Origin of the sequence: Rhizobium sp. BR 249 (assembly GCF_047445895.1) — a bacterium.
GTDB lineage: Bacteria > Pseudomonadota > Alphaproteobacteria > Rhizobiales > Rhizobiaceae > Rhizobium.
Genome location: NZ_JARWKX010000028.1, coordinates 55124 through 80352 on the forward strand (window position 1 = coordinate 55124; position 25229 = coordinate 80352).

Genomic DNA, 25229 nt, shown 5'->3' on the forward strand with positions numbered 1-25229 from the left:
CGTGAAATCGGAAGCGCTGCTCCCCTCGTCCCCTCCAAGCTGCCAGCACCTCGTATCTCCGTAATCTCGCCATTTTTGGACTAGGACGACATGACCTCGAGCACGATCTTCAGCGGTGTTTCCCCGATCTCCCTGTCTGCTGCCGCAGCCACTGGCGGAAATTCGCCGCTGACGCTGCGCGACATGCTCTTCTTCCTGAGGACGCGCTGGCCGTGGGTCGTGGCGACGACCATCGCCTTCCTGATCATCGCCGGAACCTACCTGCTGACGGCCAAGCCGACTTTCGTCGCCAGCACGCAGCTCGTGATCTTTCCGCAGGTGAGCGGCACCGAAGCCCAAAGAGCCATCGCGGAAGACGCATTCATCGAAGGACAGCTGGAGATCGCCAGTTCCACCGATGTCGTCGCCGGGACGGTAAGGGCGCTCGATCTCGATGGCGATCCCGATTTCATCGATTGGAAACCCTCGCTGCTGGACAAGGCGAAGGACTGGCTGCTGGGATTTTCCGCGCAAGAAGCGACGGACGAAACGCAGCCCAGACCGCAGACCGAGGAGGAACGCCTCCACGACATGACGGTCGCCACGCTGCTGAGCATGATCGACATACGCCGGATCGGAAGTTCGACGGTCATCGAGATCTCGGCAGCAGCATCGAGCCCTCAGAAAGCCGTCGCCATCGCCGATACGCTCGCCGGGCAATATATCCAGAAAAATATCTCGATGAAGGCCGATGCCTCCCGCCAATACAGCAACTGGCTGGAGAAATTCCTGCGGGAGCAGCAGCAGGGACTGGCCGACGCCTCCAGCGCCTTGAACACCTTCAACAGCAATCCGCGCGATCAGTTCAAGCTTGCCGAGCTGCAGAGCGCGACCGATGCCCGCCGCACCCTTTATGAAAGCACGCTGACCCAGCTGACCGAAGCCAAGCAGCGCATCACCTATCCCGTATCCGACGCCACGATCGTCTCGCGGGCCACGCTGCCTCTTTCGAAGGCGCGGCCGCGCAGCACACTCATCATGACCTTTGCTGGAGCAGTGGGCCTCGGCGCCGGCCTGGCGCTTGCCATGATCAGGCACGCCAGCGACCGCCGGATCGTCCGTCCCCACCAGATCGCCGACGCCGGCGGACTGTCCTTCGTCACCTTGCTGGCGAGATCGCAGAAGAACCGGAACGGGCATCCCATGCGCTTCCTCGCCACCGGCATGGGCGGCGACAAGGCTGCTGACTATCCTGTCATTCCCGGCATGGCGGAATTGAGCGCAACCGTCGTCGGTCTTCGGCGAAAACGCCGCGTCGTCATCGGCATAGTCGCCGTCGATCCCGGCAGCGGGGCTTCGACCATTGCCTGCGAACTTGCGGCGCTCTCGTCCCTATCGGGCGCACAGACGCTGTTGATCGATGCGGCGGCGGATAAATCCTCGCTCAGCAAGTCAATCGCACCTGAGAGCTCCAAGGGTCTCGTCGACGTCCTCGACAATGGCGAACTGATCCAGGCGGCCGCACTCCCCCTCACCCCGACCCTGAAATTCCTTCCGCTCGGCAAGGTGAAAACGGTGACGCCGGCCGTCCGCCTGAGTTCCCGCCGCACGCAACTGAGCTTCGCCGACCTGAAAAAAGAGTTCGACGCCATATTCGTCGATATTTCCGCCTTCTCCGCTTCTCCTGACGCCAATGCGATCGCGCCGGAACTGGATGGCGTCCTCGTCGTCACCTCGCATGGGCGCACCTCGATCGACGACACCGTGCGCGTCATCGACACCCTACGCAATGTCGGCGCGGAGATTCTCGGCGCGATCATCAACCATGCACCGAAGAGAATATTGTCATGAACGCCCCTATGACAGGAGCAACCAGGCAGCACAGTGGACCGCCCGTGCCTTGCAGCGCTGAGGCCATGCGAGGAAATAGAAGCCGTTCGCTGCGAATGGCCGTGGGGATAGCCTCGGCAGGCCGCGCTGCGGTACTGCGCGACACGGTCGATTATCTCACGAGCCTGCCGGACCAGGCGGAGCGGCTCATCGTCTGCGTGCCCACGATCGACGATGCCGCCGGGCTCGCCGACCGGCAAGATGTGGAAGTCATCGTCGGCAGCCGCGGCCTGACCGCCCAGCGCAACAGCATCATCGGAGCCGCAGCCGCCGATACCGACGTTCTGATCTTCCTGGACGACGACTTCATTCCCGCCGCGACCTTCCTTCCCCGGATGGCGGCCGTCTTTGCGGCGAGACCCGACGTGGTGATCGCCACCGGCGAGGTCCTGGCCGACGGCATCCTCGACGGAGGCCTCGGCATGCCGGAGGCGCTGCGAGCCATCGAAACGGCTGGCGAAGCGGCCGAGCGGGTGACGGATGTCTACAACGCCTATGGATGCAACATGGCGGTTCGCCTTTCGCTCGTTCTGGAGCATGCGCTGACCTTCGATGAACGGCTGCCGCTCTATGGCTGGCTCGAGGATGTCGATTTCAGCCGGTCCATCGCCCGTTACGGCAGGTCCGTGCGCGTCGAAGGCGCCCGCGGCGTGCATCTCGGCGTCAGATCCGGGCGCCAGCCCGGCCGAAGGCTCGGCTATTCGCAGGTCGCCAACCCGGTCTACCTGATCCGCAAGGGCACGATGTCGAAAGGCCGTGCGCTTGCCCAGATCGGCCGCAACATCCTGGCGAACATGTCGGGCGTCTTGTTCAAGGACCGTCTGATCGACCGGTGGGGACGTTTGGCCGGCAACGTGCTGGCCTTGTCCGATCTTCTTGTCGGCCGCGCCTCTCCGTCCCGCATTCTCGAATTCGGCCATCCGTCGCCACGCGAGATGCCTTCGCCGTCGATCGCAACGAAACGGAGATAGACCCATGTCATGCACATCCCTGCCCCATCGCTTCATCTCCGCCGTGCTTGCCTTGCTGGCATTCTCCTGCCTGACCGGCTGGAGCATCGCCCATGCGCAGACGTTGTCGCTCGTGCCGGAAGACAAGGTGAGGCTGCGCGTCGTCGAATGGCGCTCGTCGGATTCCCGCTATGCCAGCTGGGAAGCACTCGACGGCGTCTACACCATCGATGATGCCGGCAATCTGTCGATTCCGATCGCCGGCAACGTTCCGGCGAACGGAAAGACGACCGAAGAACTCGCCGACGCCATCGCCGGAGCCCTGGCCGAGAAGGCGAACCTGCCGGGCAAACCCTATATCGCCGTCGAAATTTCCGAACACGCGCCGATCTTCGTCGGCGGCACCGTCCAGAATCCCGGCCGTTATCCCTTCGAATCCAGCATGACCGTCATGAAAGCCATCAGCATCGCCGGAGGCTTCCTCAGGGAGCGCGAGGACAACACCTACTTCGAGCGCGACCGGATCCAGGCTGCCGGCGCCTATCGAACCGCCGTCCTCAACCGGCGCGATCTGCTGATGCGCCAGGCGCGCCTGCGCGCCGAGATCGCCGGCGAGCAGAGTTTCGAGATCCCGACGGAACTCGCCGGAATCCCCGATATCGACAAGCTGAAGGCGCAGGAATTGAACCTGATGCGGCTGCGGCGCGTCGATATCGACAGCCAGATCGAAGCGGCCAGCGATCTCGCCAGTCTCTATGGGCAGCAGGTTGAATCGCTGGAGGCCAAGATCAGTTCGCAAAAACGGCAGATCGACCTGGCCCAGAAGGAACTGAACAACGTCAACAGCCTGGTGAGCAAGGGCCTGGTCAGCAACTCCCGCCAGGTTTCGGTCGACCGCTGGGTAGCGGATGCTCAAGGCACCCTGATCGATCTCGAAGTTGCCCTCACCACGGCTCGCCAGGGGCTCAGCGAAGCCGACCGCTCCAAGATCAATATCGTCAACCGGCAGAACAGCGAGAACCAGGAGCTTCTGAACCAGGTCAACCTCGCAATCGGCAGAGCGGCGATCGATATCCAGGTGGCCCAGCTTCTGGGCGAACAGGCAGGCTACGACGCCCAACTCGCCCAGATCCATGCGGAGACGCCGGGTGTCGGCAGAGCGCAGAAGAATTACAGGATCGTGCGTCGCAACGACGACGGGACCTATCGCAACATCGCGGCCGACGAACAAACCGCCTTGCTGCCGCATGACCTCGTCGAAGTCGGCTTGGACACCGCCCTTCAGGCAACGGCTTCCGAGCCGCAGTTGCAGAACGGGCCGCAAAAACAGAGCTCGGCAGTCCCGTCGTCCGATGTGGCCGGGGATAACAGGCCGGCTCCCGGCTGGGTATCCCAGACGGGATCGAACTAGGAGGCTGCCGTGATCATCGACGCCTCGCGCATCATGCCGAAAGATGGATGCCGGATTTCGGCCATGGCACAGCTTGAACCGCTCTCCCTCCGGATCGGGATCTGAAGCATGTCGATAGAACCGATCGGCTTCATCGTTCTGCTGCTCGGCGTGCTCAGCATGCTCAATGGCGCGCGTTTTGCCATCACCGCACTTTGCCTGTCGACGCTGTTCGGAGCCGCAGCGGCTCTGCAACTGCCCGCACTCGGCGGCAGCAGCATCCAGCCGAGCCATCTTCTGGTGCTCTTTCTCGTCATGACGGCCCTGCTGCGGCCGGTTCAGACGCAGGCGATGCTCGCCAGCATCGCCTATCCCGGGCCAGGCTTCTGGTTTGCCTGCTACATCCTGTTCTCCGTGGTGTCGTCCTTCTTCCTGCCGCGTATTTTCGCAGGCGCGACCCTTGTCTATTCCTCCGCGAGAGACGCCACGGGCATGATGTCGACGGTGGCAGCCCCATTGGCTCCGGGCTCGTCCAATCTCAGCCAATCCGTCTATCTGCTCGGCGACCTCGCCTGCTTTGCCGTCGTCGCCGGGTTCGCCCGGCTCGGCTATGCCCGTTTCATCGCGCGGCAGCTGATCGTCGCGTCGATCGTATGTTTTGCCTTCGCGATTATCGACATCGCAACGTTCCAGGCCGGCCAGTCCCATCTGCTCGATATCATCAGAAATGCGAATTATACGATGCATACGGCCGAGACGATCCACGGCTTCAAACGTATCGTCGGCCCCTTTCCCGAAGCGAGCAGCTATGGCGCCGTCGCATTGGCCTATTTCGCCTTCACGCTCATGCTCTGGCTGGAGCGCGTTCAAGGCCGTCTGGCGGGGCTTGCAACCCTCCTCATCGGCCCGACGATCGTGCTCTGCACGTCGACGACAGCCTATGTCGCGGGCGCCTTCATTGTCTGCATGTTCCTGCTGTTCTGCCTGAAACGGCTGATCGGCGGCCCTGCTACCACCCCGCACATGACCTTCCTGGCGATCACGCTGTTCTTCATTCCCTGCGCCGTCATCGCCCTCAGCCTGATCCCCGATGCATGGGATTCCATCGCCGGCCTCCTGACCACGACCGTATCGGACAAGCTCCAATCGCAATCGGGCGAAGAACGCACCGCCTGGAACACGCTGGCCTTGATCGCATTCGTCGATACCGCCACGTTCGGCGCCGGGCTTGGCACGGTCCGGGCCTCCAGTTTCATTGCCGCATTGCTGTCCAATGTCGGATTGACCGGCACGCTTCTGTTCGTCGCCTTCGTGTACAGCCTGGTGAGGGCGTCCGGCCGATACACGTTCGGCGACCGGGAAACGCACGCGATCGGACATGCCGCCGTAATGGCATCCATCGCACAGATCGGCTCAGCGGCGATATCGGGCAGCGGCACGGATCTCGGCTTGCTGTTCAGCACCTCAGCGGGACTTGCCGCAGGCTGCCTGGCCGGACCCTATGTCCCGAACCGCCGTCCCCTGGAGGCATCGGCATCTTTCATCAGAGCGCCGATGGGTTCCGCCCGATGACGCCAGCGCTGAATATGCCTCATGTCCTCGATCGGCAGCCGGGCGCAACGGCGTCAGCCTTGCTGGCGCTCGCTGGCGGCGGAGACGCTGTCCGCGACAGAATTGTTTTGCCGCAGTCTGGCGTTGCGCCGCACGAGCCCCGAGACGAATACGCCCGAGAGATAGCCAATTTCCATGACCACGAGGATAGCGATGGCGGAACCAATTGCCGCAATCACGGAGGCCCCGTCCACGAAAACCACGACGCCGACGCCGATTGCCACAAGGAATGCAAAGATTGCGAAGGCCCAGGCGCGGATGGAAGCACCGGCGGCTATCGAAATCACGGCGGCGATGAGCGTGGTGATCAGCATCACGATACCTCTTCTCGCAGCACCCCGGCACATGCGGCAGAGGTCGTCGTGTCGGGGAGCAGGATGTCGAAACACGGCCTTATCGCAGGCAGGGCATTCTTCATGGTGACTATCTCGACAATGAAACAAACCGCCGGCAACCGCACACCGATGACCCGGCGAACAGGCTGCATCCCGGCAGTATATAGCGCACCGGGCTTTCATATGACAGGCCCGTCGGCTCAATCAGCAACTGTTCCCCCGGCTTGGAAGGCAACAGCATTTCATTCCTGTTGCGGGCGATCGGAAGGGTGAGGATATGAACAACCAGTGCATCGTCTACGTCACGGACGTCGAATATTCGTTTCCGACCATTCTGTCGGCGCTTCAGGCACGCAAATTCGCAAGCCTCGCCAGCGATGTCTGCGTCCTCATGTCGGAACATCTCGATAATTTCGAAGAGTTGAAGAGCCTGCTCGCGGCAAGCGGTATCGACCTCGTCGACGCGACCGAAGCGCTGCACGCATCGCTCGGCAAACTCGACAGCGCGCATTTCCAGGGGCGCATCAGCGTCAGCACGATGGCCAAGCTGGTTCTGTGCGAGGTCCTGCCTGCCCGCTATACCCAGATCATCTACCTCGACGGGGACACCCAGATCGTCAGCGATCTTGGCGAATTCGAGAGCGCCGTCGTGCCCGAAGGCAGGTTTTTCGCCGCGCGCGATTACACGGCCATCCATGATTTCCTCGCCACCGGAAAGGACAGCCACTACTTCAACGCGGGCGTTCTGAAGTTCCACCGCAATGGCTGGATCGGCCAGGAGGCGCTCGAACTCTTCGCTAGAAATCCCGAGGCCTGCGACGGCAAGCATGATCAGGGGGCATTGAACTATGTCTGCGGTTCCTCGCTCACCCTCGTTTCGAACCGCTGGAATTTTCCCAAGCAGTTCCTCCATCTGGTCGACATGTCGTCCTTGTCAATCGTTCACTACATGGCGCATCCGAAGCCGTGGCATGGCACCTTCTTTCCCTGGGGCGACACGGAAAGCCAAGTCTATGTCGACCTGCGCAAAGCGCATCCCCTCTATAACGCGCTCTATCGCGGAATAAGCTTCGACCGTAAAATGCTGTACAAGTACCGGTCGATGCGGGCGCGCATGAAGCACGCGGTCGAAAGGGAACAGCCCAATCCACGCGTCCAGACCCTGCTGGTCGGTGATTACATCGTATGATGAAGCGGATCGATCCTACAGAGGGCGAATCTCCCGGCGGCGCCAGCGAGCCTCATCGGCCGGAACGCAGGATCGTCGCCTCCCGCGCGGATGCGAGCGCAAAAGCGGACCTTCATCCCGGAATGAAAAGGGAGAATGCGGCCTCGCGGCGTGAATGTTCGGGACAGATCATGAGCTGCAGGGCTTCCGTCGCCAGCATCTCCCACTATGTCAAAGCCCGCCTGCGCCGGTCGCTGAAGGCCCGGCAGCTTCGCTACGACCTGTTGCGCAGCGGACTCGAGCAGGCGCGCCATGTCGTCATATGCGTCATCCGCGATGAAGGACACCGGCTGGCATTCTTCCTGCAATACTATCGCGACCTCGGCTTCGAGCACTTCATATGCATCGACAACGGCTCGACCGATGGCACGATCGAGCTGCTCTCCAACTTCGAGGATGTCTCCCTTCTTTCGGCCCAGGGCTCCTATAAGGCGGCCAGGTTCGGAAACGACTGGATCAACCAAGTCATCAACCGGCGCTGCCGGGAGAAATGGGTCCTCTATGTCGATGCGGATGAATTTCTGGTCTATCCCCATTGCGACACCCGGCCTATCGATCAATTGACCGCCTATATCGATTCCATGGGCGGCCATTCCCTCCGCTCCGTCATGATCGACATGTACAGCCCGCATCCGGTTCTCGAAAACATATGCGAGCCCGGCCGCAACCCGCTCGAGGTCTGCAATCTCTTCGATCGGTCGGGCTATGTCGCCCATTTCGACAAACGCAACTGGACGATATGGATCAAGGGCGGCGTTCGCGGGCGCGTCTACTTCCAGGACAGGCTCTGGGATGGCCCCGCGCTCAACAAGATACCCCTGGTTTATGTGGCCGGCGAACGCCTGTTTCTCAAATCATCGCACCAGGTCTGGCCGCTCTCGCTCAATCTGGGCGAGATGCGCGGAGCGCTCGGCGTCTCCGGCGCCCTCCTGCATTTCAAATTCCTGTCGAGCTTCGTTCACAAGGTCGCCGATGCCGCCCACCGCTCCCAGCATACGGAAGAATATACGGTCTATTCCTCGGCGAAGGAGATGGACCACTTCGTCTACGACGACACCGGCACCTACAGAAGCTGGAAGGACCTGTCCGATCACGGGCTCATCCAGGGCGAAGGCTGGCAATACTGGAGGAATGCTTCCGAAAGCGAAGTCTGACAGCATGGAGGCGACAAGCGCGGGCTTTGCTTCTCAACCCCGCCTCTCCAGGTTTCATGTTTTCAGCCATTCGTTTCTGGATCGCGGCAGCGCCTCAGGCCGCCGACGCCGTGCCCTCGGCATAGGCTTCCAGCGCCTTCCGATTGAGAATGCGGATTTTGCCCTGCGTCCCGTCGACCACCTTGCTCTCGCGCAAGCGCCGCAGGCACTGGTTGACCTTTTCACGCGACGCCGGCAGCGTCGCGGCGAGATCGTTTTGGGAAATGATGAGCTCGTCGCCGCTATTTTGCGCATCCGTTCCGTATATGGCGGAAAGGCGCAGCAGCGTCCGGGCCAATCTCTGCCGCAGGCTGGAGCCGGCGTTGGAAATGAGACGCAGTTCGAGTTCGGAAACACGCGCCAGCGCCTTCGACAGGATCTTCACCTGAAATTGCGGATCCTTCGCGCACAATTCCCGCAGCAGCCGACCATCGAAGAAATGCAGCTCGCAGTCCGACGAAGCCCTGTATTCCAAGCTGAGCGACTGCTTGCGCAGCACTTCCAACTCACCGATCAAGCCGCCCTTCGGAATGATTTCGACGATGAACTCGCGTCCATCGGGAAGCGGCGCGCTTGCACTTATCATTCCACGCTGTACGCGGGCGAACATATCGATAAGGACACCGGCGCCGGCAATAACGTCGCCACGGCGAAATTTTCGAACACTTGACCGGAAAAATGGGAATTCCTGATCCAAATCGGCCTTGGCGACGTAATCAATAGGCCCAGACCCGCAAGTAACCGCGTCGCCTATACGCGCAGCGCCTCCTCTAGTCCTATTGCCTTTGATGCTAATTACCTCGTCCATACGCGTAACTCCACGCAGACTAATTGGCTTATTACGATCGACGACATTCGTAATATGTTAAATTATAAAGTCAAATAATAATAAAATAAAAATTACGTGTTAAAACTATACATAAAAATGACGATCACTCATATTTATATATGCTAAAACAACAATGATATTTTCCAACTGAGAACAACTTTCTCGCTACATGGAAATTTTATACAAGAAAAAACAGGCGCGCATCCGGAAGAATAAATGTAACAATTATCGAAAGTAACGTTAACATATAAAATGCATCCGGAGAGCAACCAGGAAATCTATAGTTTATCAGAAACAATATTTATTGTACTCAATAGAATACTTCAGAACACGAAGAATTCATCCTCTGATATGACCACGGTCACAGACATGAAACCTGCATTAAAACAAGCTTTGGCTGTGATTTCTGCGATTGTCTAACGGAGACGCGGATGGCGGGAAAAAATCAGGGCATCGACCTCAGCGAACCTTGGCGGGACTTTGCCAAGGTCCGAGGGGAAAGGCGTCCGTCCAATTCGTCACGATCTCACCGGATCAGCAGAATACTGAAGCGCGCCTTGGATATCATCGTCGCGGCAAGTCTCTTGTTCCTTCTGGCGCCGCTCCTCCTGTCGGTGGCAATCATCGTCACGCTAAGCGAGGGGGGGCCTGTTTTCAATTGCCATATTCGGGTTGGTTATAAAGGAAGAGAGTTCAACTGCCTCGAGTTCCGCACGGTCAGAGCCGATGCGACGCCCAATCCGCATGTGACTGTCGTCGGCGATATCCTGAGACGATCGAGCCTCGATAAACTTCCGCAATTGATCAATGTGTTGTTCGGCCGGATGAGCCTCGTCGGCCCCCGCGCCGTCACGAGGGAAGAACTACAGCGCTACGGCGAACATGCCTATGCCTATATGTCCGTTCGCCCCGGCCTGACCGGCCTTTGGCAGACCGCCGGCCTCGGCGAAACCAGCCATCGGAACAATATCTCCCTCGATATCGAGTATCTCTCCAACTGGACGCTCGTTTGGGATTTCGTGATCATGGCAAAGACAATCACCGCCCTTCTTTCCCGGCACGCCTTATTGCCCAGGCTGGACTCCTAGAACCTTTCGGACGCACGACCGACGTTCCAGCATATGTCGGCCGCCTCATCCATGAGGAGGCTTGCCGGTCGCATGCGGGCGGTCGGCGATGGCGTTCCTTTTGCGGCTGCGGCGCTTTTGAATATGCCCCCATAGGGAAAAGGCGAAGAGGCCTGCCAGATAGCATATCTCCATCAGGACAAGCAGCTGAAGGCAGGAAACGATCGCGTCCGGTAGGGAAGAGCCCTTCAGCAGGATCACGACGCCCATGGCCGCGACCACCAGAAAAGCAAAAATCGCAAAGGCCCAGGCGCGAATGGTCGCTCCGGCGGCGATGGAGACGGCGACCACGATGAGCGCGCTCTTCAGCATCAATACCCCTCTCTTCACGCCTCCTTCGAGCCGTCGCCGGTCTTCAAGACACGACAAAACCCAAAGTCGAAACGAAGTTCGATCGAAGTATTTTATCGGTTACGGTTAAAATATCGCTAAAGCCCGATGGACAAGGTGTTCGACCCGCGGCGCAGAATATTCCACTATTCATCCGGAGAAGGCTTTTCCTCAGCATTTCGGCCGAAAAGATCTACCTGCTGAAGAGGATCTCACGCGGGCGACCGCCCATGCGCAACGAAACAAAGCCCGCCGCGATGGCGAGTTCCGCTGATCTCTTTGTTGGTGAAATACCGCGATGAATCGTCGGCCTTGGCGTCCCGTCGACGTCGGGCTGGGCGGAGAAGCCTATTTCGAGACCGCGCCGGCCAATTCGCGTCTCATGCCGTATTGAAGACGGAGATTTTCGAGCCAGGTGACCTGCTTGCGCAATTTCAATGCCGGCTTTTCGATGAATCTCCACGAAAAGGCAGCGAAGCCGGTGGCGATGATGCTGCAGACGATACCGTTCAGCCACCAATTATGCGCCCACGGCCCGAGCGCCACGAAGGCCTGCTGGATCGGATAGCCATAGAGGAAGACCCCATAGGAATAATCGGCGCCGCGCAGGATGCCGAGCTTGGCGGGCGAGGTCAGGCCGAGGAAGACCGTGACATAGGCCACTGCCGGAATGGCGACGAAATCCCCAAAGGAAGTGAACCAATAAGCGCCGAATATGAAGGCCACGGAGGCGAGGAAGATCCTGATGTCCCAGAGAATCTTGTCCCTGTAGAGATAGAAGGTCACGCCTGCGAGGAAAGCACAGATGAGCAGATTGCCCGATGCCGTCGTCGGCATGTTCGCCCAGTCGCTGCCGTGCTTCCAATATCGCGCAAGAGCAAAGCCTATGATCAAGGCCGCCGTGACGACGAGAGCGATCACGCGCCGCCTGACCACGCCGAGCAGGAAGAGCGCGGCGATCACGATATAGCATTCGAGCTCGAACGGCACCGTCCAGAGCTGCCCGTTCACCATCGCGGCATCGGGATTGTCCAGGAACACGCCTGGAAGGTTGAAGTGAATGTGCCCCGTGACGTTCATCAGATAGGTAAAGAACTGCGGATCGGTGAAGTAGTCACGCAGGTCATATTCTGTATAGATCGCTCCGAGTATAAAGGCGGCCAGCAATACCTCTACCGTAAGCGCGGGATAGATCCGGATAAACCGGTTCCCCAGGAAGGAAATCAATGTCTTCGACCGTTCGAGACTGCCGGCCACCAGAAACCCGCTCAAGACGAAGAACATGGGCAGCACGGACTTCAGAAACGGTCGAAGGGGTGACTCCCAGAGAAACAGATCATCGCCATATGTGACGCGGGCCGTATGTATCCAAAGCACTGAAAAGGCTAACAGTAGTCGCATATAGTCGAATCCTGTCGGCCGGCCGTTCGCTAGATCAAGCTTTTCCCCGAGAAACATCTGTGCCCCTTTCAGAAATATTGACGCAATTTGGAATGGCAAGCTGCGACCGCAGCGCGACTGGCGCACCATTGCCGCATCGGCCTCGCGTGTCAGTGACCAGAGGTACATCAGTTAAAAATTGAACGAGCGCGGCCTCTCCCGAAGATGATGGTCGGGATGAGATCGAGACGATCGGGCATCAGATTGGATGAGGAGCCCCATGAAATTTCTGGCCTTGCTTTTCTGTATCGTTCTCGCCCTTACCGGACTGGGGCTGACGGGAGCCGGCGCCTGGCTGCTCAGCCTCGGCGGCTCGCCCTATTACGCAATCACAGGCCTTGCCTATCTCATCGCCGCATTTCTGCTTTGGCGCCGGAGAGGATGGGGCGGCCTCATCGTCCTGCTTGCCGCGATTTTCACCGTTCCATGGGCACTGTGGGAGTCGGGCGTCAATTTCTGGGCGCTCTTCGCGCGGCTGATGTCGCCTCTGGCGCTGGCGGGCTTTGCGCTTTTCTTTGCGCCGTCGCTCTGCCCGGCCGCCGATCGGAAGCTTTTCCATGGCGGCGCTTTCATCGCGGCGATCCTGTTCGTCGGGGGCTTCAGCCTGGCTTTCACCCCGCACGGCATCATCCGCCCTCCGGCCGATATCCCCGCCTATAAGACCGCCAAGGGCGACAACTCCCCGGCCGACTGGACATCCTACGGCCGCACCACGGCGGGAGACCGTTATTCCCCCTTTGACCAGATCAACCGTACCAATGTTTCCACGCTGGATCTCGCCTGGACCTATCGCACCGGAAAGAGCGATGGCGCCGATCAGAACACGCCGCTGCAGATCGGCGATACGGTCTATACCTGCACGCCGACCAACGTGATCGCAGCCCTCGATGCGGATAGCGGCAAGCCCCGCTGGACCTTCGATCCCAAGGCGTCGGCGCCCTACTGGCAGCGCTGCCGCGGCCTCGGCTATTACAAGATGCCGGCCGATGCCCAGTCAGCCGACGGCCTTTGCAACGAGCGCCTGGTGCAAACGACGATCGATGCCCGCCTCCTGGAGATCGACAGCAAGACCGGCGCGCTTTGCAAGGACTTCGGAGACAATGGCACGGTGCAGCTTTCCCAGGGCATGGGCGAGGTCAAGACAGGCTATTACTTCCAGACATCGGCGCCGCTGATCGCCCGTAACCTGATCGTCATCGGCGGCTGGATCACCGACAACCAGGAGATCGGCGAACCGTCGGGCGTGATCCGCGCCTTCAACGTCGTCACCGGCGAGCTCGAATGGGCGTGGGATCTCGGCAATCCCGAGACCACCAAGCTTCCGCCGGAAGGCCAGACCTATACGCGGGCGACGCCGAACATGTGGACGACAGCCGCCTTCGACGACAAGCTCGGCCTCATCTACGCGCCGCTCGGCAATACCACGCCGGATTATTACGGCGTCGATCGTCCTGCCTTCGCTGATCAATATAACGCGACATTGGTCGCGCTCGATGTGACGACGGGCCGGGAGAGATGGAAATTCCAGACCGTGCATCACGACATCTGGGATTACGACCTGCCGGCCCAACCCGCACTGATCGACCTGACCGATGGCAACGGCGGCACCGTGCCTGCGCTTCTACAGACCACCAAACGCGGGCAGCTTTTCCTGCTCAACCGCCAGACCGGCGCCCCGCTTGCCGAGGTTCAGGAAAAGCCGGTGCCGCAGCAAGGAGGCGCGCCGGAAGAGAAATTGTCTCCGACCCAGCCCTACTCCGTCGGCATGCCGACGATCGGCGCGGAACGCGTGACCGAGCAGACGGCCTGGGGCCTGACGATGTTCGATCAACTGGCCTGCCGCATCGCCTTTCGAAGGATGCGCTATGACGGCGATTTCACCCCGATCGGCACGCAGAGCGCCATCCAGCAACCGGGAAATCTCGGCGGTCTCAATTGGGGAAGCGTCTCCGTCGACCTGCCCAACAACCGGGTTTTCCTGAACGATATCCGCGTGCCCAGCATCTTCGCGCTCGTTCCGCGCAGTGAATATGTCGATTTTGCCCTGACGACGACGGCGCACGGTCCCTCCGCCCCGCAGCGGGGCACGCCCTACGGCATGAACACCGAGATGTGGACATCGAGGCTCCGCGTCCCCTGCACGCAACCGCCGTTCGGCACCGTCACATCAGTCGATCTGAACACCCGCAAGATCGCATGGCAGGTTCCGGCCGGAACGGCCGAGGAACTCGGACCGTTCAAGATCAAGACCCATCTGCCCATGCCGATGGGGCTGCCGAGTTATGCCGGCACGTCCGCGACCGCCGGCGGCCTCGTCTTCTTCGCCGGATTCCAGGACTATTACATCCGCGCCTATGATGCCGAAAACGGCGCCGAACTCTGGAAATATCCCCTGCCCGTCGGCTCGAGCGCGACTCCGATGACTTATGTCTCGCCGAAAACAGGCAAGCAATATGTCGTCATTTCGGTCGGCGGAGCTCCGTATTCAAAGGATGCCGGCGATTACGTGCTCGCCTTCTCTCTCAAAAATTGAGATCAGCTGCATCTCTAGCCCCGGATCTCGACCGGCGTGCCATCCGGCACCACCCGCCAGACCTCTTCCATCTCCGCATCGGTGACGGCAACACAGCCGGCCGTCCAGTCCACCCAGCGATGAAAGGTCCCGAGCCAGCCGAGGCCGTTGCGGATGCCGTGGATCATGATGTCACTGCCGGCTTTCTCACCCCGCGCCGCGGCGGCGGCAATGTCCTGGGCATCGGGATAGCTGATATGGAGCGAGAGGTGGAAGGCGCTGCGCGGGTTGCGCCCGTCGATCCGGTAATTGCCCTCCGGCGTCCTGTTGTCCCCCTCCCGCGTCTTCGCCTCCGGGCCGCCACGCCCGAGGGAAACCGCGTAAGTTCGCAGCGCCTGCCCGCCGCTGAACAGGGTCATGGAATGGTCCGTCTTGTCGATGAGAACGGAATCGGCCTTCGCATCCGCAGGCAGCGGCGGTTCAGCGCCGCTCCCGAGAATGGTTATTCCTCCGATCGCCATCGCTCCTGCTCCGACGATAAATATCAACCGCCTCAACTTCATCGACACTCCCTCGTCGCCATCGCCGGCGCAAATTGCGCACGCAACGCGAGCAAGACAAGATGTCTTCATTGAGGCCGCGAAATGCCGTCTAACTACGATTGCGATCGTGATCGGGCCGCTCACGCGGCCCGGATCGAAATTCACCGGCTGATGGTCGCCTGGAGCGCGTCGATCGAGGATTGGACCCCTGCCTCGGTCGACATGGTGAAGTCTTCCATCTCCAGGCTGACCCAGCCGTTGTAGCCGGCCATGCGCACCACGGAGAAGAACTCCTTCCACCATTGCAGGTCATGCCCGGCGCCGACGGCGACGTAGTTCCAGCTGCGGTTGGCGACGTCCGTGACCTCCTTCAACTCCAGCAGGCCGTTCACATCAGCGAGGCCGCGCTCGATGCGGGTGTCCTTGCCGTGGCAATGGTGGATCGCACCGCCGAGCGCACGTGCCGAAGCGATCGGATCGGCGCCCATCCACATGAGATGCGAGGGATCGAGGTTCATCCCCACCGTCGGCCCGACTTCGTTGCGCAGGCGGAACAGCGTCTCGGGGTTCCACACCAGCATCGCGGAGAAGTTTTCAAGCGCGTATTTCTCCACACCGACCTCTCTCGCGAGCTTCACCAGATCGTGCCAAAGCGGGAAGGCTCGGTCCTCCCATTGATAGCGGTCGCGTTCCGGCATCTCCTCCGGCCAACTCTTGGTATAGACGAGCCAGTTCGGAACCGTATCGCCGGGCGCCGCTTCCGGAAGACCGGACATTGTCACGATGGTTTTGATGCCGATCTCGCCGGCAAGACGAATGGTGTCCTTCATCTCTTTCAGGTGCCGCTTGCCCATGGCACCCGGGTCGAGAGGATTCGCCGAGCAGTTCAGCGCCGCGATTTCGAGGCCGCGGGCCTCGATTTCCTTGAGCTTCGTTCTCAGAAGCGCCTTGTCGGCCAGGAGTTCGTCGGCGCGGAAATGCGGTGCGCGCGACCAGCCGCCGCCGGTCATCTCGATGCCCTCGACGCCGAGTTTGACGCATTTGTCGAGCATGTCGGTGAAGGAAAGATCGCCCATCACATCGGTGCAGATCGAAAGTTTCATGTCATTGTCTTCCTGAAAGAGAGGGTGGGGACGCGTCGGGGTGGAGGATTGAGGAGAGCCGGCGCGCCCCCGGGGTAATCATTTGAAGTCGACCCAGGCGGAACCCGCATCGGCCGAGCGCACGCAGTTCTCCAGCCAGCGCACGCCTTCGGTGCCGGCTTCGATGCCGGGATAGTGATGGTTCTTGAGGAAGGCCTCATCGCCACGGCGTTTGGCGTCGATCGCCTGGGCGATCCAGAGGTAGATGTTCGCCCAGCTGTCGCCGAGGCCCTCGGTATGCAGCGCGCCCATGCGGTCAACCGCGAGGCTTTCCTCTTCGAGATAAGGCATGCCGTGATGCAGGGTGCGGTTCGGCTCGCCCTGCACTTCGTAGATCAACTGGTCGGGATGGGAGTCGGACCATTCGATGGAGGCCTTGGAGCCGACGAAGCGATAGCGCTGCGAACCCATGTTGCCGGCATTGACCGATGACACCCAGAGACGGCCACGGGCGCCGTTGTCGTAATGCATGAGAACCGTCGCATGGTCTTCGAGCGGCGCGCGGGTCGGAATGAAGGCCTTGCGGTCGCAGAGCAGCTTTTCGATCTTCAGATGCGGCAGCACCACTTCCGAGAGGTAGTAGAGATGCGTGCCGATATCGCCGAGAACGAAGGTCGGGCCCGCCGTCTTTGGATTGGTACGCCATTTCACCGCTTCGCCGGCGCCGACATCGTCGCCCGCGTTGAAGCCGTGGGTATACTGCATGTCGATGATTCTTATATCGCCGAGCATCCCCTTCTTGACCATCGCCGCCATCTGATGAACCAGCGGATGGCCGGTAAAGCCGTAGGTGACGCCGACGATCAGGCCCTTCTCCTCGGCCAGTTTGGCAACCTCATCGCATTCGGCGACGGTGAAGAATAGCGGCTTTTCGCAGATCACATGCAGGCCGGCTTCGAGGCATGCCTTGGTGATCTCGTAATGGGTGAAGTTCGGCGTGGCGATCGAGACGACCTCGATGCCGTCCTCGCGCCCTGCCTCCCCGGCGATCAGTTCCTTGTAGTCGGCATAACATCTGTCGGCGACAACGCCGAGCTTCGTGCCGAAATCGCGTCCGCGCTCGGCGTCGAGGTCGAAGGCTCCGCAGACCAGCCGATAGGTGCCGTCGCGCAGCGCCCCGGTGCGATGCTTGTAGCCCACCTGACCGGTGCGCCCGCCACCGACCATACCCCAGCGCAGTGGGCGTGAAATCGTTCTTTCTCCGTTGATCATCTGATCATCGCTCCTGAAATAGCCTGCCGCATCATTCCGCCGCCATGGCGGCCGGAGGTCCGTAAAGGTTGGGTTTCGGTATCATTTGAACCGGCTCGAGACCGCCGCTGTCGACAGCGCGCAGGGCCGCATCTGCCACGAGCGTCGCCGCATATCCGTCCCAGGTGGAAGGACCGCTGGCCGTGCCGCCGGAGGCAGCGACGATCCATTCGCGGAATTCCTGGTCGTAGGCATCGATGAAGCGCTCCCGCCAGTCCTCGGGGATTGCCTGACGAATGCCGTGCGCATCCGAAATCAGGGTTGCCGGACGGTTCGGGAGTGCCGCAACGCCCGCTTCGCAGCTGATCTCGCCGCGGATATCGTAGCCATAGGCGATGTTCACCGAGATCTCGACGTCGACGAGCGCGCCCGAGGCCATGTGCAGGAGAACGAAGACCGGGTCGCGCAACGCGCCGCCGCGCGAGGAACGGCGCGGCACGCGCACCTCTACTCCGGTAACTTCGTCGGACAGAAGCCAGCGGGAAATATCCGCATCATGCACCAGCGTGTCGTTCAGCGGCATCTCGGAGGTGTACAGCCCTTCAGGAACCGATGCGTTGCGATGCACGGAATGGAGCATCAGCGGCGCGCCAAGTTTGCCTCCGTCGATCACCGCCTTGAGGCGGCGATAATCGGCATCGAAGCGGCGCATGAAGCCCACCTGCACCAGCCGCCGGCCGAAAGCCGCTTCGGCCTCCATCACACGGAGCGCCGCCGTCTCGGATGTCACCAGCGGCTTTTCGCAGAAGACCGGCTTGCCAGCGGCGATGCAGGCGAGCAACTGCTCCTCATGCGCCGGCCCCCAGGAGCAGATGACCACGGCCTGCACTTTTTCCGAAGAGATCAGGGCCGCAGGGGTGGCGAACACCTCCGCCCCCGCCGGGGCGGCAGCGGCCGCCCGCGCCTGGTCGATATCGGTCACACCGACGATCTCGACGCCGGAAACCACTTTCGTGAGGCGGCGGATATGATCCTGCCCGATCATACCCGTGCCGATGATACCAACCCGAAGGGTCATTTTGCCCCCCAGTGCTTGTCGATGTAGCGCTGCATTTCCGAGCGCATGAAGGTACCGCTCTGGTCGGCCTTGTCTTCCCAGGCGAAAACGCAGGCTGTCATGATGCCGTCGAAGCCGATTTCGGCGAGCGTGCCGAAGAACTCGTCCCACGGAACCTCGCCCTGGCCGATATTCAGGTGCTGGTGCACTCGGGCATTGGTGCCGGGCGGATTGAGGATATAACGAAGGCCGGACGAGGCCTTGTGATTGAACGTATCGCCGACATGGACATGCGCCAGCACGTCCTTCGCCTCGCGCAGCATCGCCTTGGTGTCGTCGCCGAAATAGAAGGTGTGCGGGGCGCAATAGAGGAACTTGACGCTCTTCGAATTGACCGTGCGGATGATGTCGAGCGCCGGCTGCAGCGTCTCGCACCAGTCCTCCGGGTGCGGTTCGACATTGAGCTGAATGCCCTCGCGCTCGAAGACCGGCACCAGCTCTTCCATCGAGCGCCACCAGGCGTCCTCGCAGGCCTCGATCATCGAGCCGGTATGGCAGCAATAGCAAGATCCCTTGTCCGGATGCGGGCCGCGGCCGAACTCCGAATTCATCGTGTCGACTTCCAGCTCGACCGCGATTTCGATCGCCCGCTTCCAGTGCTTCACCGCCGCCTTGCGCTCGGTCTCATCGTTGGAGGCCCAGCGGTACATCGGCAGCAGCGAGGCGATCCCGACATCCGCCTCCTTCAGCGAGCGCTTCAATGTTTTGATCCGCTCGGGAAAGACGCGCGGCGCCTTGAACCATTCGAGGAAATCGCCGCGTGGGGATAGCTCGATCCAGTCGTAGCCGAGTTCCTTCACCTTTCCGGGCAGCTCCTCGAGCGAGAGATGCCGATGCATGAACGGGTCGAGTGCGATCTTCATTTTGATCTCCAGATTGCGGACATGATTTTCCCTTCTCCGGCCGCCGTCTTTCTGGCCCGCCGGAAGCTGTGCGCTTGCGCTGTCTCTTGTGTGGTGCCGTCAGCCGTTAGGGTGCCGGCGGCGGCTGCCCTTCGTGGCTGGCCATGTAGGTGTCTATCTGCGCTTCGAGGCCGGCCATGGTTTCGCCGCCGGCCATCAGGTCGGTAATTTCCTCGCGGCTCTTCTCGCCCCTGCGGAAATCGGCGGCGATGGCCCCACGGATGAGCACTGCGAAATGATCGCCGACCGCCATCGCATGCATGACCTGATGGGTGATGAAGATTACCGCCAGGCCCCGCCGCTTCGCCTCGTTGACGATCCGCAGCACGTGTGCCGCCTGCTTGACGCCGAGCGCGGCCGTGGGTTCGTCGAGGATCAGCACACGCGCCCCGAAATGCACGGCCCGCGCAATCGCCAGCGACTGGCGTTCGCCGCCCGAAAGCCCGCCGACGAGACGATCGCCATCATCGATCCGGGTGATGCCGAAATCCTGCACGGCCTTGACCGCAATCTCGTTGGCCTTCCTGCGGTCATAGACCTTGAACGGCCCCCAGCCCTTCGTCGGCTCGACGCCGACGAAGAAGGAGCGACCGATCGACATCAGCGGAAATGTGCCGCCGAACTGATGCACCGTCGAGATGCCCTTTTCCTGTGCCTCGCGCGGTCCGCTGAATTCGACCGGCGCACCGTCCATCAGGATGGTGCCGCGCGTCGGTTTGTGGACCCCGGCAAGCGTCTTGATCAGTGTCGACTTGCCGGCGCCGTTGTCGCCGAGTAGGCAGAGCACTTCGCCCGCCCGGACCTTGAGCGAGATGTCGTGCAGCACGTCGATCGGACCGAAGCTCTTGTCGACGTTTTGAAGTTCAAGGATCGCAATATTGTCAGACATGGTAACGCTCACTTGTTTTTCTTCGACACGAAGCTCAGCGCCATCTGCCGGAACGTGTCGTTCATCAGGACGGCGGCCATCAGCATCACGCCGATGATCAGGTTGGACCAGTTGCGGTCGATATCGGTGAAGTAGATGCCCTGGTTGACGACGGCGAAGGTCAGCGCCCCGAGAAAGATCCCGGCGACGGAACCGAAGCCGCCCGTGAGCAGCACGCCGCCCACCACGATCGAGACGATCGTATTGAAGATGTAGTTCATGCCGCCCGAGACCTGCGCGGAATTGAAGAGGATGGCGCCGCACATTCCGACGAAAGAAGCGGCCGTGCTCGACAGAACGAAGAGAGCGATCCTCAGCCGATCCGTCGGGATGCCGGCATTGCGGGCGCTCACCTCGTCTCCTCCCATCGCGAAGATCCAGTTGCCGTAGCGGGTTGCGTGCAGCACGAAACCGAAAACCACGGTCAGCACGAGCCACCACAGGATGATGACCTGGAATTTGCCCTGGATGAGGTCGCCGAACACCGTCTTCGCCCAGGCCGGCGCATTGAGCGGAACCGAAGCGGCTCCGGTCAGAATGACCGATCCCGCGAGAACAAGGCCCTGCACCGCGACCAGCGTACCGAGCGTGATGATCAGCGAGGGCACGCTCGTGCGCACAGCCAGCAAGCCGTTGACCAGCCCCACGAGAACGCCGATGGCAAGCGCGCCCAGCATGCCGACGATGATCGGCAACTCGTAATAGCCCGAGAGGATCGCGATCGACATCGAGCCTGCCGGGATCATCGCGCCGATCGAGATGTCGAGCTCGCCTGATATCATCAGGAGGCCGACGGGTAAGGCGACGATGCCGAGATTGGCCGCGAAATTGATCCAGCTTGCCGCGCCGAAAAGCGCACCGAGGCTCACGCCGCCGAAGGCGACATAGAAAGCAATCACCGCCACGAAGCTCAACACGGCGCCGAATTCGGGACGGCGCACAAAATGTCCCATGGAAAAGCCGCTCATCTCCCCGCCCTCACTTCTTCTTCGCCGCATAAGACATCGCCATCAGCCGGAACTTGTCGTTCATCATCACGGCGAGCAGCAGGAGCGCTCCGATGATGACGCTGCCGAGATTGGGGTCGATGCCGGTGAAATAGATGCCTTGGTTGACGATCGCGAAAGTCAGCGTACCGAAGACGATGCCGACCACCGATCCGGCGCCCCCGGTCAGGAGAACGCCGCCGATGACCACGCACATGATCGAATTGAAGATGAAGGATTGCCCGCCGAGCACCTGCGCACTTTGATAGACGAGCACCTGGCTGACGCCGACGAAAGCGGCGGAAAAGCCGGACAGCATGTAAAGCGCGATGGTCAATCTTTCCGTCGGAATGCCGGCGTTGCGGGCCGAAACCTTGTCGCCGCCGAGAGCGAAGATCCAGTTGCCCACGGGCGAGATGTGCAGCAGCCAGAAGAACGCCGCCACGAACAAGACCCACCAGAAGATCGTTACCTGAAACATGCCGCCGACGAAATCGCCGAGCAGCGCTTTGACGCTCGGGCTCGGCACGAGCGACACGCCGGTGCTGCCGGCGATCAGCACGGTGAAGCCCAGCGTCAGCCCCATGACGCCGAACATCGAACCGATCGTGATGATCAGAGAAGGCACACGGGTGCGGTTGACGAGATAACCGTTGAAGAAGCCGACGATGAGCCCGACGCCCAGGCCGGCGGAAATGCCGATAATCTCGGGAAGGCCGTAATGGCCCGATATGATCGCCACCGTCAGCGATGCCGCCGGAATGACTGCGCCGATCGAGAGATCCATTTCACCCGCGATCATTAAGAGCCCGATCGGAAGCGCGACGATGCCGATCTCGGCGGCGACGTTCAGCCAGCTCGCATAACCCGCCGAAGACAGGAAGACCGTGCCGCCGACCAGGCCAAAGAAGACGAACACCGCAACCAGCCCCAACAGCGCGCCCGCTTCGGGACGGCGGGAAAGCTGACCGATGGTCGCTTTGATATTTTGGCCGCCTGAAGGAGCGGAGGAGGCAAGGACACTGTTTCTCGTGTTCATTTGATACCACCAATGAAGCCGTTGACCGGTAGCGGTCGGCGCTTTTGGAAGACGTGAAGCCGCCCGTGTGAGGGACAGGCGGCTTCACGACGCTCAGCCGAGCCTCAGCGGGCGCCGGCCTTCACACCCGCCAACGTGGCGTCTACGTTCGAAGCGTCGATGACGCCGGGACCGGTGAGGATTTCGCGGGTCGGTACGGTAAGCCCGTAATTGACTTTGCCGTTGAGGATCGAGACTGCGAGATAGCCCTGCAGATATCCCTGCTGGTCGACGGCGCAGAGCTGGGTGCCGCCCTTGATGTTGTTCAGGATGGTTTCATCCATGTTCATGCCGCAGACTTTCACCTGCCCCTGCTTGCCGGCCTGCGTCACGCCGTTGACCGCGGAATTCGTGTCGACATTGCCGATCGCAAACACCGCATTGATCTCGGGATGCTGCAGAAGATGCGCTTTCAGCGCCTGGGCGACGGCGGTCGCCGAACCGAAGGAGGTTGCCGGCAATGGCAGAGACGAGCCGGCGCCGCCGCCTTCCGTGACACCTTCGATCATGCCCTTGCAGAAAGCTTCGATGTTGGCCGCGCCAGGCAGCGTGTTCAGGCAGACGGCGTTCTTCAAGTCGTGCTTGGCGAAATAGGTGCCCGCGGCCTTGCCCGAGAGATAATCGTTGGAGCCGACATAGTTCATCGCACCGAGGCGATCGGCAGCTTCGATGCCGCCGGCGTTATAGATGACCAATGGAATTTTCTTGTCGACGACTGCTTTGAACGCCGGGTCCATGGCCTCCGGCACCCAATCCGGACCGACGATCGCATCCGCGCCCTGATCGATGGCCTGACGGATCAGCTCAGCCGCATCGACCCCGAGATTGTCGTAGTTCTGAGGACCGAGCCAGACGACCTTGCCGCCCTGCGCCTCCACGACCTTGCCGGCATCCTCGGCGCCGCGTTTTACGATCGACCAGAACGGATCGTCCGGTTTTCCGCCTACGACGAAAATGTTGGCGGCCATGACGGCCGATGCGACGCAGGTGATGATGGCGGCAGCCGATACGGTTGCCGCGAGACGGCGAAATTCAGTCATCTCAGTCTTCCTCCCTTGGTCCGCCTCCCTGGCGTGACCGTGAGAGAAACATATCACTGCTTGAAATTCTCGAAATATGAAATCATACTAAACATGCATAAAGTATCATAGTGTATCAATCATAATGACATTATGGTTTTGACGATGAGGGGAGCAATCATGCGGCGGCCAACCATCACCGATCTTGCCAAAGAGGCAGACGTCTCCATCGCGACCGTGAACAGAATTCTCGCCGGAAGCGCCTCCGTCAAAGGCACGACGGTGCAGCGTGTCCAGGCGGCCGCGGAGCGGATCGGCTTTTACGGCGCCGGCGCAATCGAGGACCGGCTGCGCAAATCGGTGCCGAAATACCGGCTCGGCTTCCTGCTGCAGCAATCGAGCCGTGAGCTTTACCAGCTCTTCGGCAGGAAGATCGTCGAGGCATGCCGGACGCGGCGCGACGAAGTCGTCGACCCCGTGATCGACTTCGTGGATCTGCTGACGCCTGAGAATATTGCCGGCCGGCTCAAAGCCCTTGGTGCCAACTGTGACGCCGTCGCCGTGATCGCCGCCGATCACCCCGTCATCGCCCAGGCCATCCGCGAGCTGCACGAGAAGGGCAAGCCTGTCATTGCCTATATCACCGACCAGTCCGCACGGGAGAGAGCGGCTTACGTCGGAGCCGACAATTGGAAAATGGGACGAACGGCGGCTTGGCTCATCTCGCAGATGACCCACGGGCCCGGACGCATAGCCGTTTTCATCGGCAATCACCGCTACCAATGTCAGGATGTCTCCGATGCGAGCTTCCGCTCCTACGTGCGCGAACACGCGCCGCATCTGACCATCGAGGACAGCCGCCCCACGCATGAGGAGCCGAACGAAGCCTATAGGATGGTCAAGGAATTGCTGGCGACGACGGACGACCTCACCGGCATCCTGATCGTAGGCGGCGGCATCTCAGGCGTCTTGCGGGCACTCAGGGAAGTTCCGCCGGAGCGGCGCCGAAGCATCCGCCTCGTCTGCCGGGACATCGGCCCGGAAACGCGAAAGGGCCTCTCGGAGGGAATGATAACCGCAGCCCTCTGTCATCCGCTGGAACAGACGTCCGCGGTTCTCGTCCAGACAATGATCGAGACGATCACGCAAGGCGCATCCGGCAGCACCATCCAGCGCACCATCGCCTTCGAAATCGTCACGCCCGAGAATATGTGAGATCCCGGCGGAAAAGGCTTTCACGCCCAGGCCGATAGCAGTCCTTGAGGGATTGTTGGCCCCGATCACCGGACGACAGGTCCTAGAAACGCAAAAAGCCCGCCTTGATGGCGGGCTATTTGCTTGGTTGCGGGGGCAGGATTTGAACCTGCGGCCTTCAGGTTATGAGCCTGACGAGCTACCGGGCTGCTCCACCCCGCGATATTTATACCGGACGTGCTGCCCGGGAGCGCTGTCAGGCGTAGCCTGACGAGGTGAGGCCGTTAGAGATCGATCCAGTGGATCGATCTTAGGC

The 25229-nt window shown here is 60.9% G+C and carries 22 protein-coding genes and 1 tRNA gene; 9 read left to right on the top strand and 14 right to left on the bottom strand.

Features of this window, described 5'->3' with window-relative positions:
* The first annotated feature begins 90 nt into the window (after nt 1-90).
* The 4 genes from QD408_RS22760 to QD408_RS22775 all read left to right on the top strand — a co-directional run bounded on the left by QD408_RS22760 (nt 91) and on the right by QD408_RS22775 (nt 5781).
* The gene (locus QD408_RS22760) at nt 91-1830 is read left to right on the top strand and encodes a GumC family protein (protein WP_414140858.1); all 1740 of its coding nucleotides are present in this window, start codon (nt 91-93) and stop codon (nt 1828-1830) included.
* A 65-nt stretch (nt 1831-1895) separates the two neighbouring features.
* Nucleotides 1896-2840, top strand: a complete 945-nt coding sequence (locus tag QD408_RS22765) for a glycosyltransferase family 2 protein (RefSeq protein WP_414140859.1) — start codon at nt 1896-1898, stop codon at nt 2838-2840.
* A 4-nt stretch (nt 2841-2844) separates the two neighbouring features.
* The gene (locus tag QD408_RS22770; protein WP_414140860.1) at nt 2845-4230 is read left to right on the top strand and encodes a polysaccharide biosynthesis/export family protein; all 1386 of its coding nucleotides are present in this window, start codon (nt 2845-2847) and stop codon (nt 4228-4230) included.
* A 108-nt stretch (nt 4231-4338) separates the two neighbouring features.
* Nucleotides 4339-5781 carry a hypothetical protein gene (locus tag QD408_RS22775; protein WP_414140861.1) on the top strand — a complete coding sequence of 481 codons (1443 nt, stop codon included), beginning with the start codon at nt 4339-4341 and terminating at the stop codon, nt 5779-5781.
* 53 nt (nt 5782-5834) lie between these two features.
* Here QD408_RS22775 and QD408_RS22780 read toward each other — a convergent pair whose 3' ends face one another.
* A complete protein-coding gene (locus tag QD408_RS22780) occupies nt 5835-6134 on the bottom strand; it encodes a hypothetical protein (RefSeq protein ID WP_088684864.1) in 300 nt (99 codons plus the stop codon).
* Between the two features lie 298 nt (nt 6135-6432).
* Between QD408_RS22780 and QD408_RS22785 the strand changes: the two genes are divergently transcribed.
* Both QD408_RS22785 and QD408_RS22790 read left to right on the top strand, forming a co-directional pair.
* Nucleotides 6433-7344 (top strand): glycosyltransferase family 8 protein, encoded by a 912-nt coding sequence (locus QD408_RS22785; RefSeq protein ID WP_414140862.1) that lies wholly within the window; start codon nt 6433-6435, stop codon nt 7342-7344.
* A gap of 170 nt (nt 7345-7514) precedes the next feature.
* Nucleotides 7515-8537, top strand: coding sequence for a glycosyltransferase family 2 protein (locus QD408_RS22790; protein ID WP_414140863.1), 1023 nt, complete (start codon nt 7515-7517; stop codon nt 8535-8537).
* A 94-nt stretch (nt 8538-8631) separates the two neighbouring features.
* Here the strand turns inward: QD408_RS22790 and QD408_RS22795 are convergent, their stop codons facing one another.
* Nucleotides 8632-9384, bottom strand: coding sequence for a Crp/Fnr family transcriptional regulator (locus QD408_RS22795; protein ID WP_414140864.1), 753 nt, complete (start codon nt 9382-9384; stop codon nt 8632-8634).
* A 452-nt stretch (nt 9385-9836) separates the two neighbouring features.
* Between QD408_RS22795 and QD408_RS22800 the strand changes: the two genes are divergently transcribed.
* Nucleotides 9837-10493 carry a sugar transferase gene (locus QD408_RS22800; RefSeq protein ID WP_414140865.1) on the top strand — a complete coding sequence of 219 codons (657 nt, stop codon included), beginning with the start codon at nt 9837-9839 and terminating at the stop codon, nt 10491-10493.
* Between the two features lie 45 nt (nt 10494-10538).
* On the opposite strand, the gene QD408_RS22805 is transcribed toward QD408_RS22800, so the two are convergent.
* Both QD408_RS22805 and QD408_RS22810 read right to left on the bottom strand, forming a co-directional pair.
* Nucleotides 10539-10844, bottom strand: coding sequence for a hypothetical protein (locus tag QD408_RS22805; protein WP_088684868.1), 306 nt, complete (start codon nt 10842-10844; stop codon nt 10539-10541).
* 366 nt (nt 10845-11210) lie between these two features.
* Nucleotides 11211-12320: an acyltransferase family protein gene (locus tag QD408_RS22810; RefSeq protein ID WP_414140875.1), complete on the bottom strand. Its 1110-nt coding sequence runs from the start codon at nt 12318-12320 to the stop codon at nt 11211-11213.
* Nucleotides 12321-12522: 202 nt separating this feature from the next.
* On the opposite strand from QD408_RS22810, the gene QD408_RS22815 reads away from it, so the two are divergent.
* The gene (locus QD408_RS22815; RefSeq protein ID WP_414140866.1) at nt 12523-14835 is read left to right on the top strand and encodes a membrane-bound PQQ-dependent dehydrogenase, glucose/quinate/shikimate family; all 2313 of its coding nucleotides are present in this window, start codon (nt 12523-12525) and stop codon (nt 14833-14835) included.
* 14 nt (nt 14836-14849) lie between these two features.
* On the opposite strand, the gene QD408_RS22820 is transcribed toward QD408_RS22815, so the two are convergent.
* From QD408_RS22820 to QD408_RS22860, 9 genes are all read right to left on the bottom strand, one after another.
* Nucleotides 14850-15335 carry a L,D-transpeptidase family protein gene (locus tag QD408_RS22820; protein ID WP_414140867.1) on the bottom strand — a complete coding sequence of 162 codons (486 nt, stop codon included), beginning with the start codon at nt 15333-15335 and terminating at the stop codon, nt 14850-14852.
* 182 nt (nt 15336-15517) lie between these two features.
* Entirely contained in the window at nt 15518-16459 is a 942-nt protein-coding gene (locus QD408_RS22825; protein WP_414140868.1) for a sugar phosphate isomerase/epimerase family protein, read from the bottom strand.
* A gap of 78 nt (nt 16460-16537) precedes the next feature.
* The gene (locus QD408_RS22830; protein ID WP_414140869.1) at nt 16538-17710 is read right to left on the bottom strand and encodes a Gfo/Idh/MocA family protein; all 1173 of its coding nucleotides are present in this window, start codon (nt 17708-17710) and stop codon (nt 16538-16540) included.
* 31 nt (nt 17711-17741) lie between these two features.
* Nucleotides 17742-18767 (bottom strand): Gfo/Idh/MocA family oxidoreductase, encoded by a 1026-nt coding sequence (locus tag QD408_RS22835; protein WP_414140870.1) that lies wholly within the window; start codon nt 18765-18767, stop codon nt 17742-17744.
* Nucleotides 18764-19669, bottom strand: a complete 906-nt coding sequence (locus QD408_RS22840) for a sugar phosphate isomerase/epimerase family protein (protein WP_414140871.1) — start codon at nt 19667-19669, stop codon at nt 18764-18766. Before QD408_RS22840 ends, QD408_RS22835 begins: the two co-directional genes overlap by 4 nt.
* 106 nt (nt 19670-19775) lie before the next feature.
* Nucleotides 19776-20597 (bottom strand): ATP-binding cassette domain-containing protein, encoded by an 822-nt coding sequence (locus QD408_RS22845; RefSeq protein ID WP_088684875.1) that lies wholly within the window; start codon nt 20595-20597, stop codon nt 19776-19778.
* Nucleotides 20598-20605: 8 nt separating this feature from the next.
* Nucleotides 20606-21604: an ABC transporter permease gene (locus QD408_RS22850; protein ID WP_414140872.1), complete on the bottom strand. Its 999-nt coding sequence runs from the start codon at nt 21602-21604 to the stop codon at nt 20606-20608.
* 10 nt (nt 21605-21614) lie between these two features.
* The gene (locus QD408_RS22855) at nt 21615-22661 is read right to left on the bottom strand and encodes an ABC transporter permease (RefSeq protein ID WP_414140873.1); all 1047 of its coding nucleotides are present in this window, start codon (nt 22659-22661) and stop codon (nt 21615-21617) included.
* 104 nt (nt 22662-22765) lie between these two features.
* Complete coding sequence (locus tag QD408_RS22860; protein WP_088684878.1) at nt 22766-23740, bottom strand: sugar ABC transporter substrate-binding protein; 975 nt, start codon at nt 23738-23740, stop codon at nt 22766-22768.
* Between the two features lie 159 nt (nt 23741-23899).
* Between QD408_RS22860 and QD408_RS22865 the strand changes: the two genes are divergently transcribed.
* The gene (locus QD408_RS22865; protein WP_414140874.1) at nt 23900-24934 is read left to right on the top strand and encodes a LacI family DNA-binding transcriptional regulator; all 1035 of its coding nucleotides are present in this window, start codon (nt 23900-23902) and stop codon (nt 24932-24934) included.
* Between the two features lie 124 nt (nt 24935-25058).
* Here QD408_RS22865 and QD408_RS22870 read toward each other — a convergent pair.
* Nucleotides 25059-25135: transfer RNA gene (locus QD408_RS22870), tRNA-Met, on the bottom strand.
* Nucleotides 25136-25229: the final 94 nt, after the last annotated feature.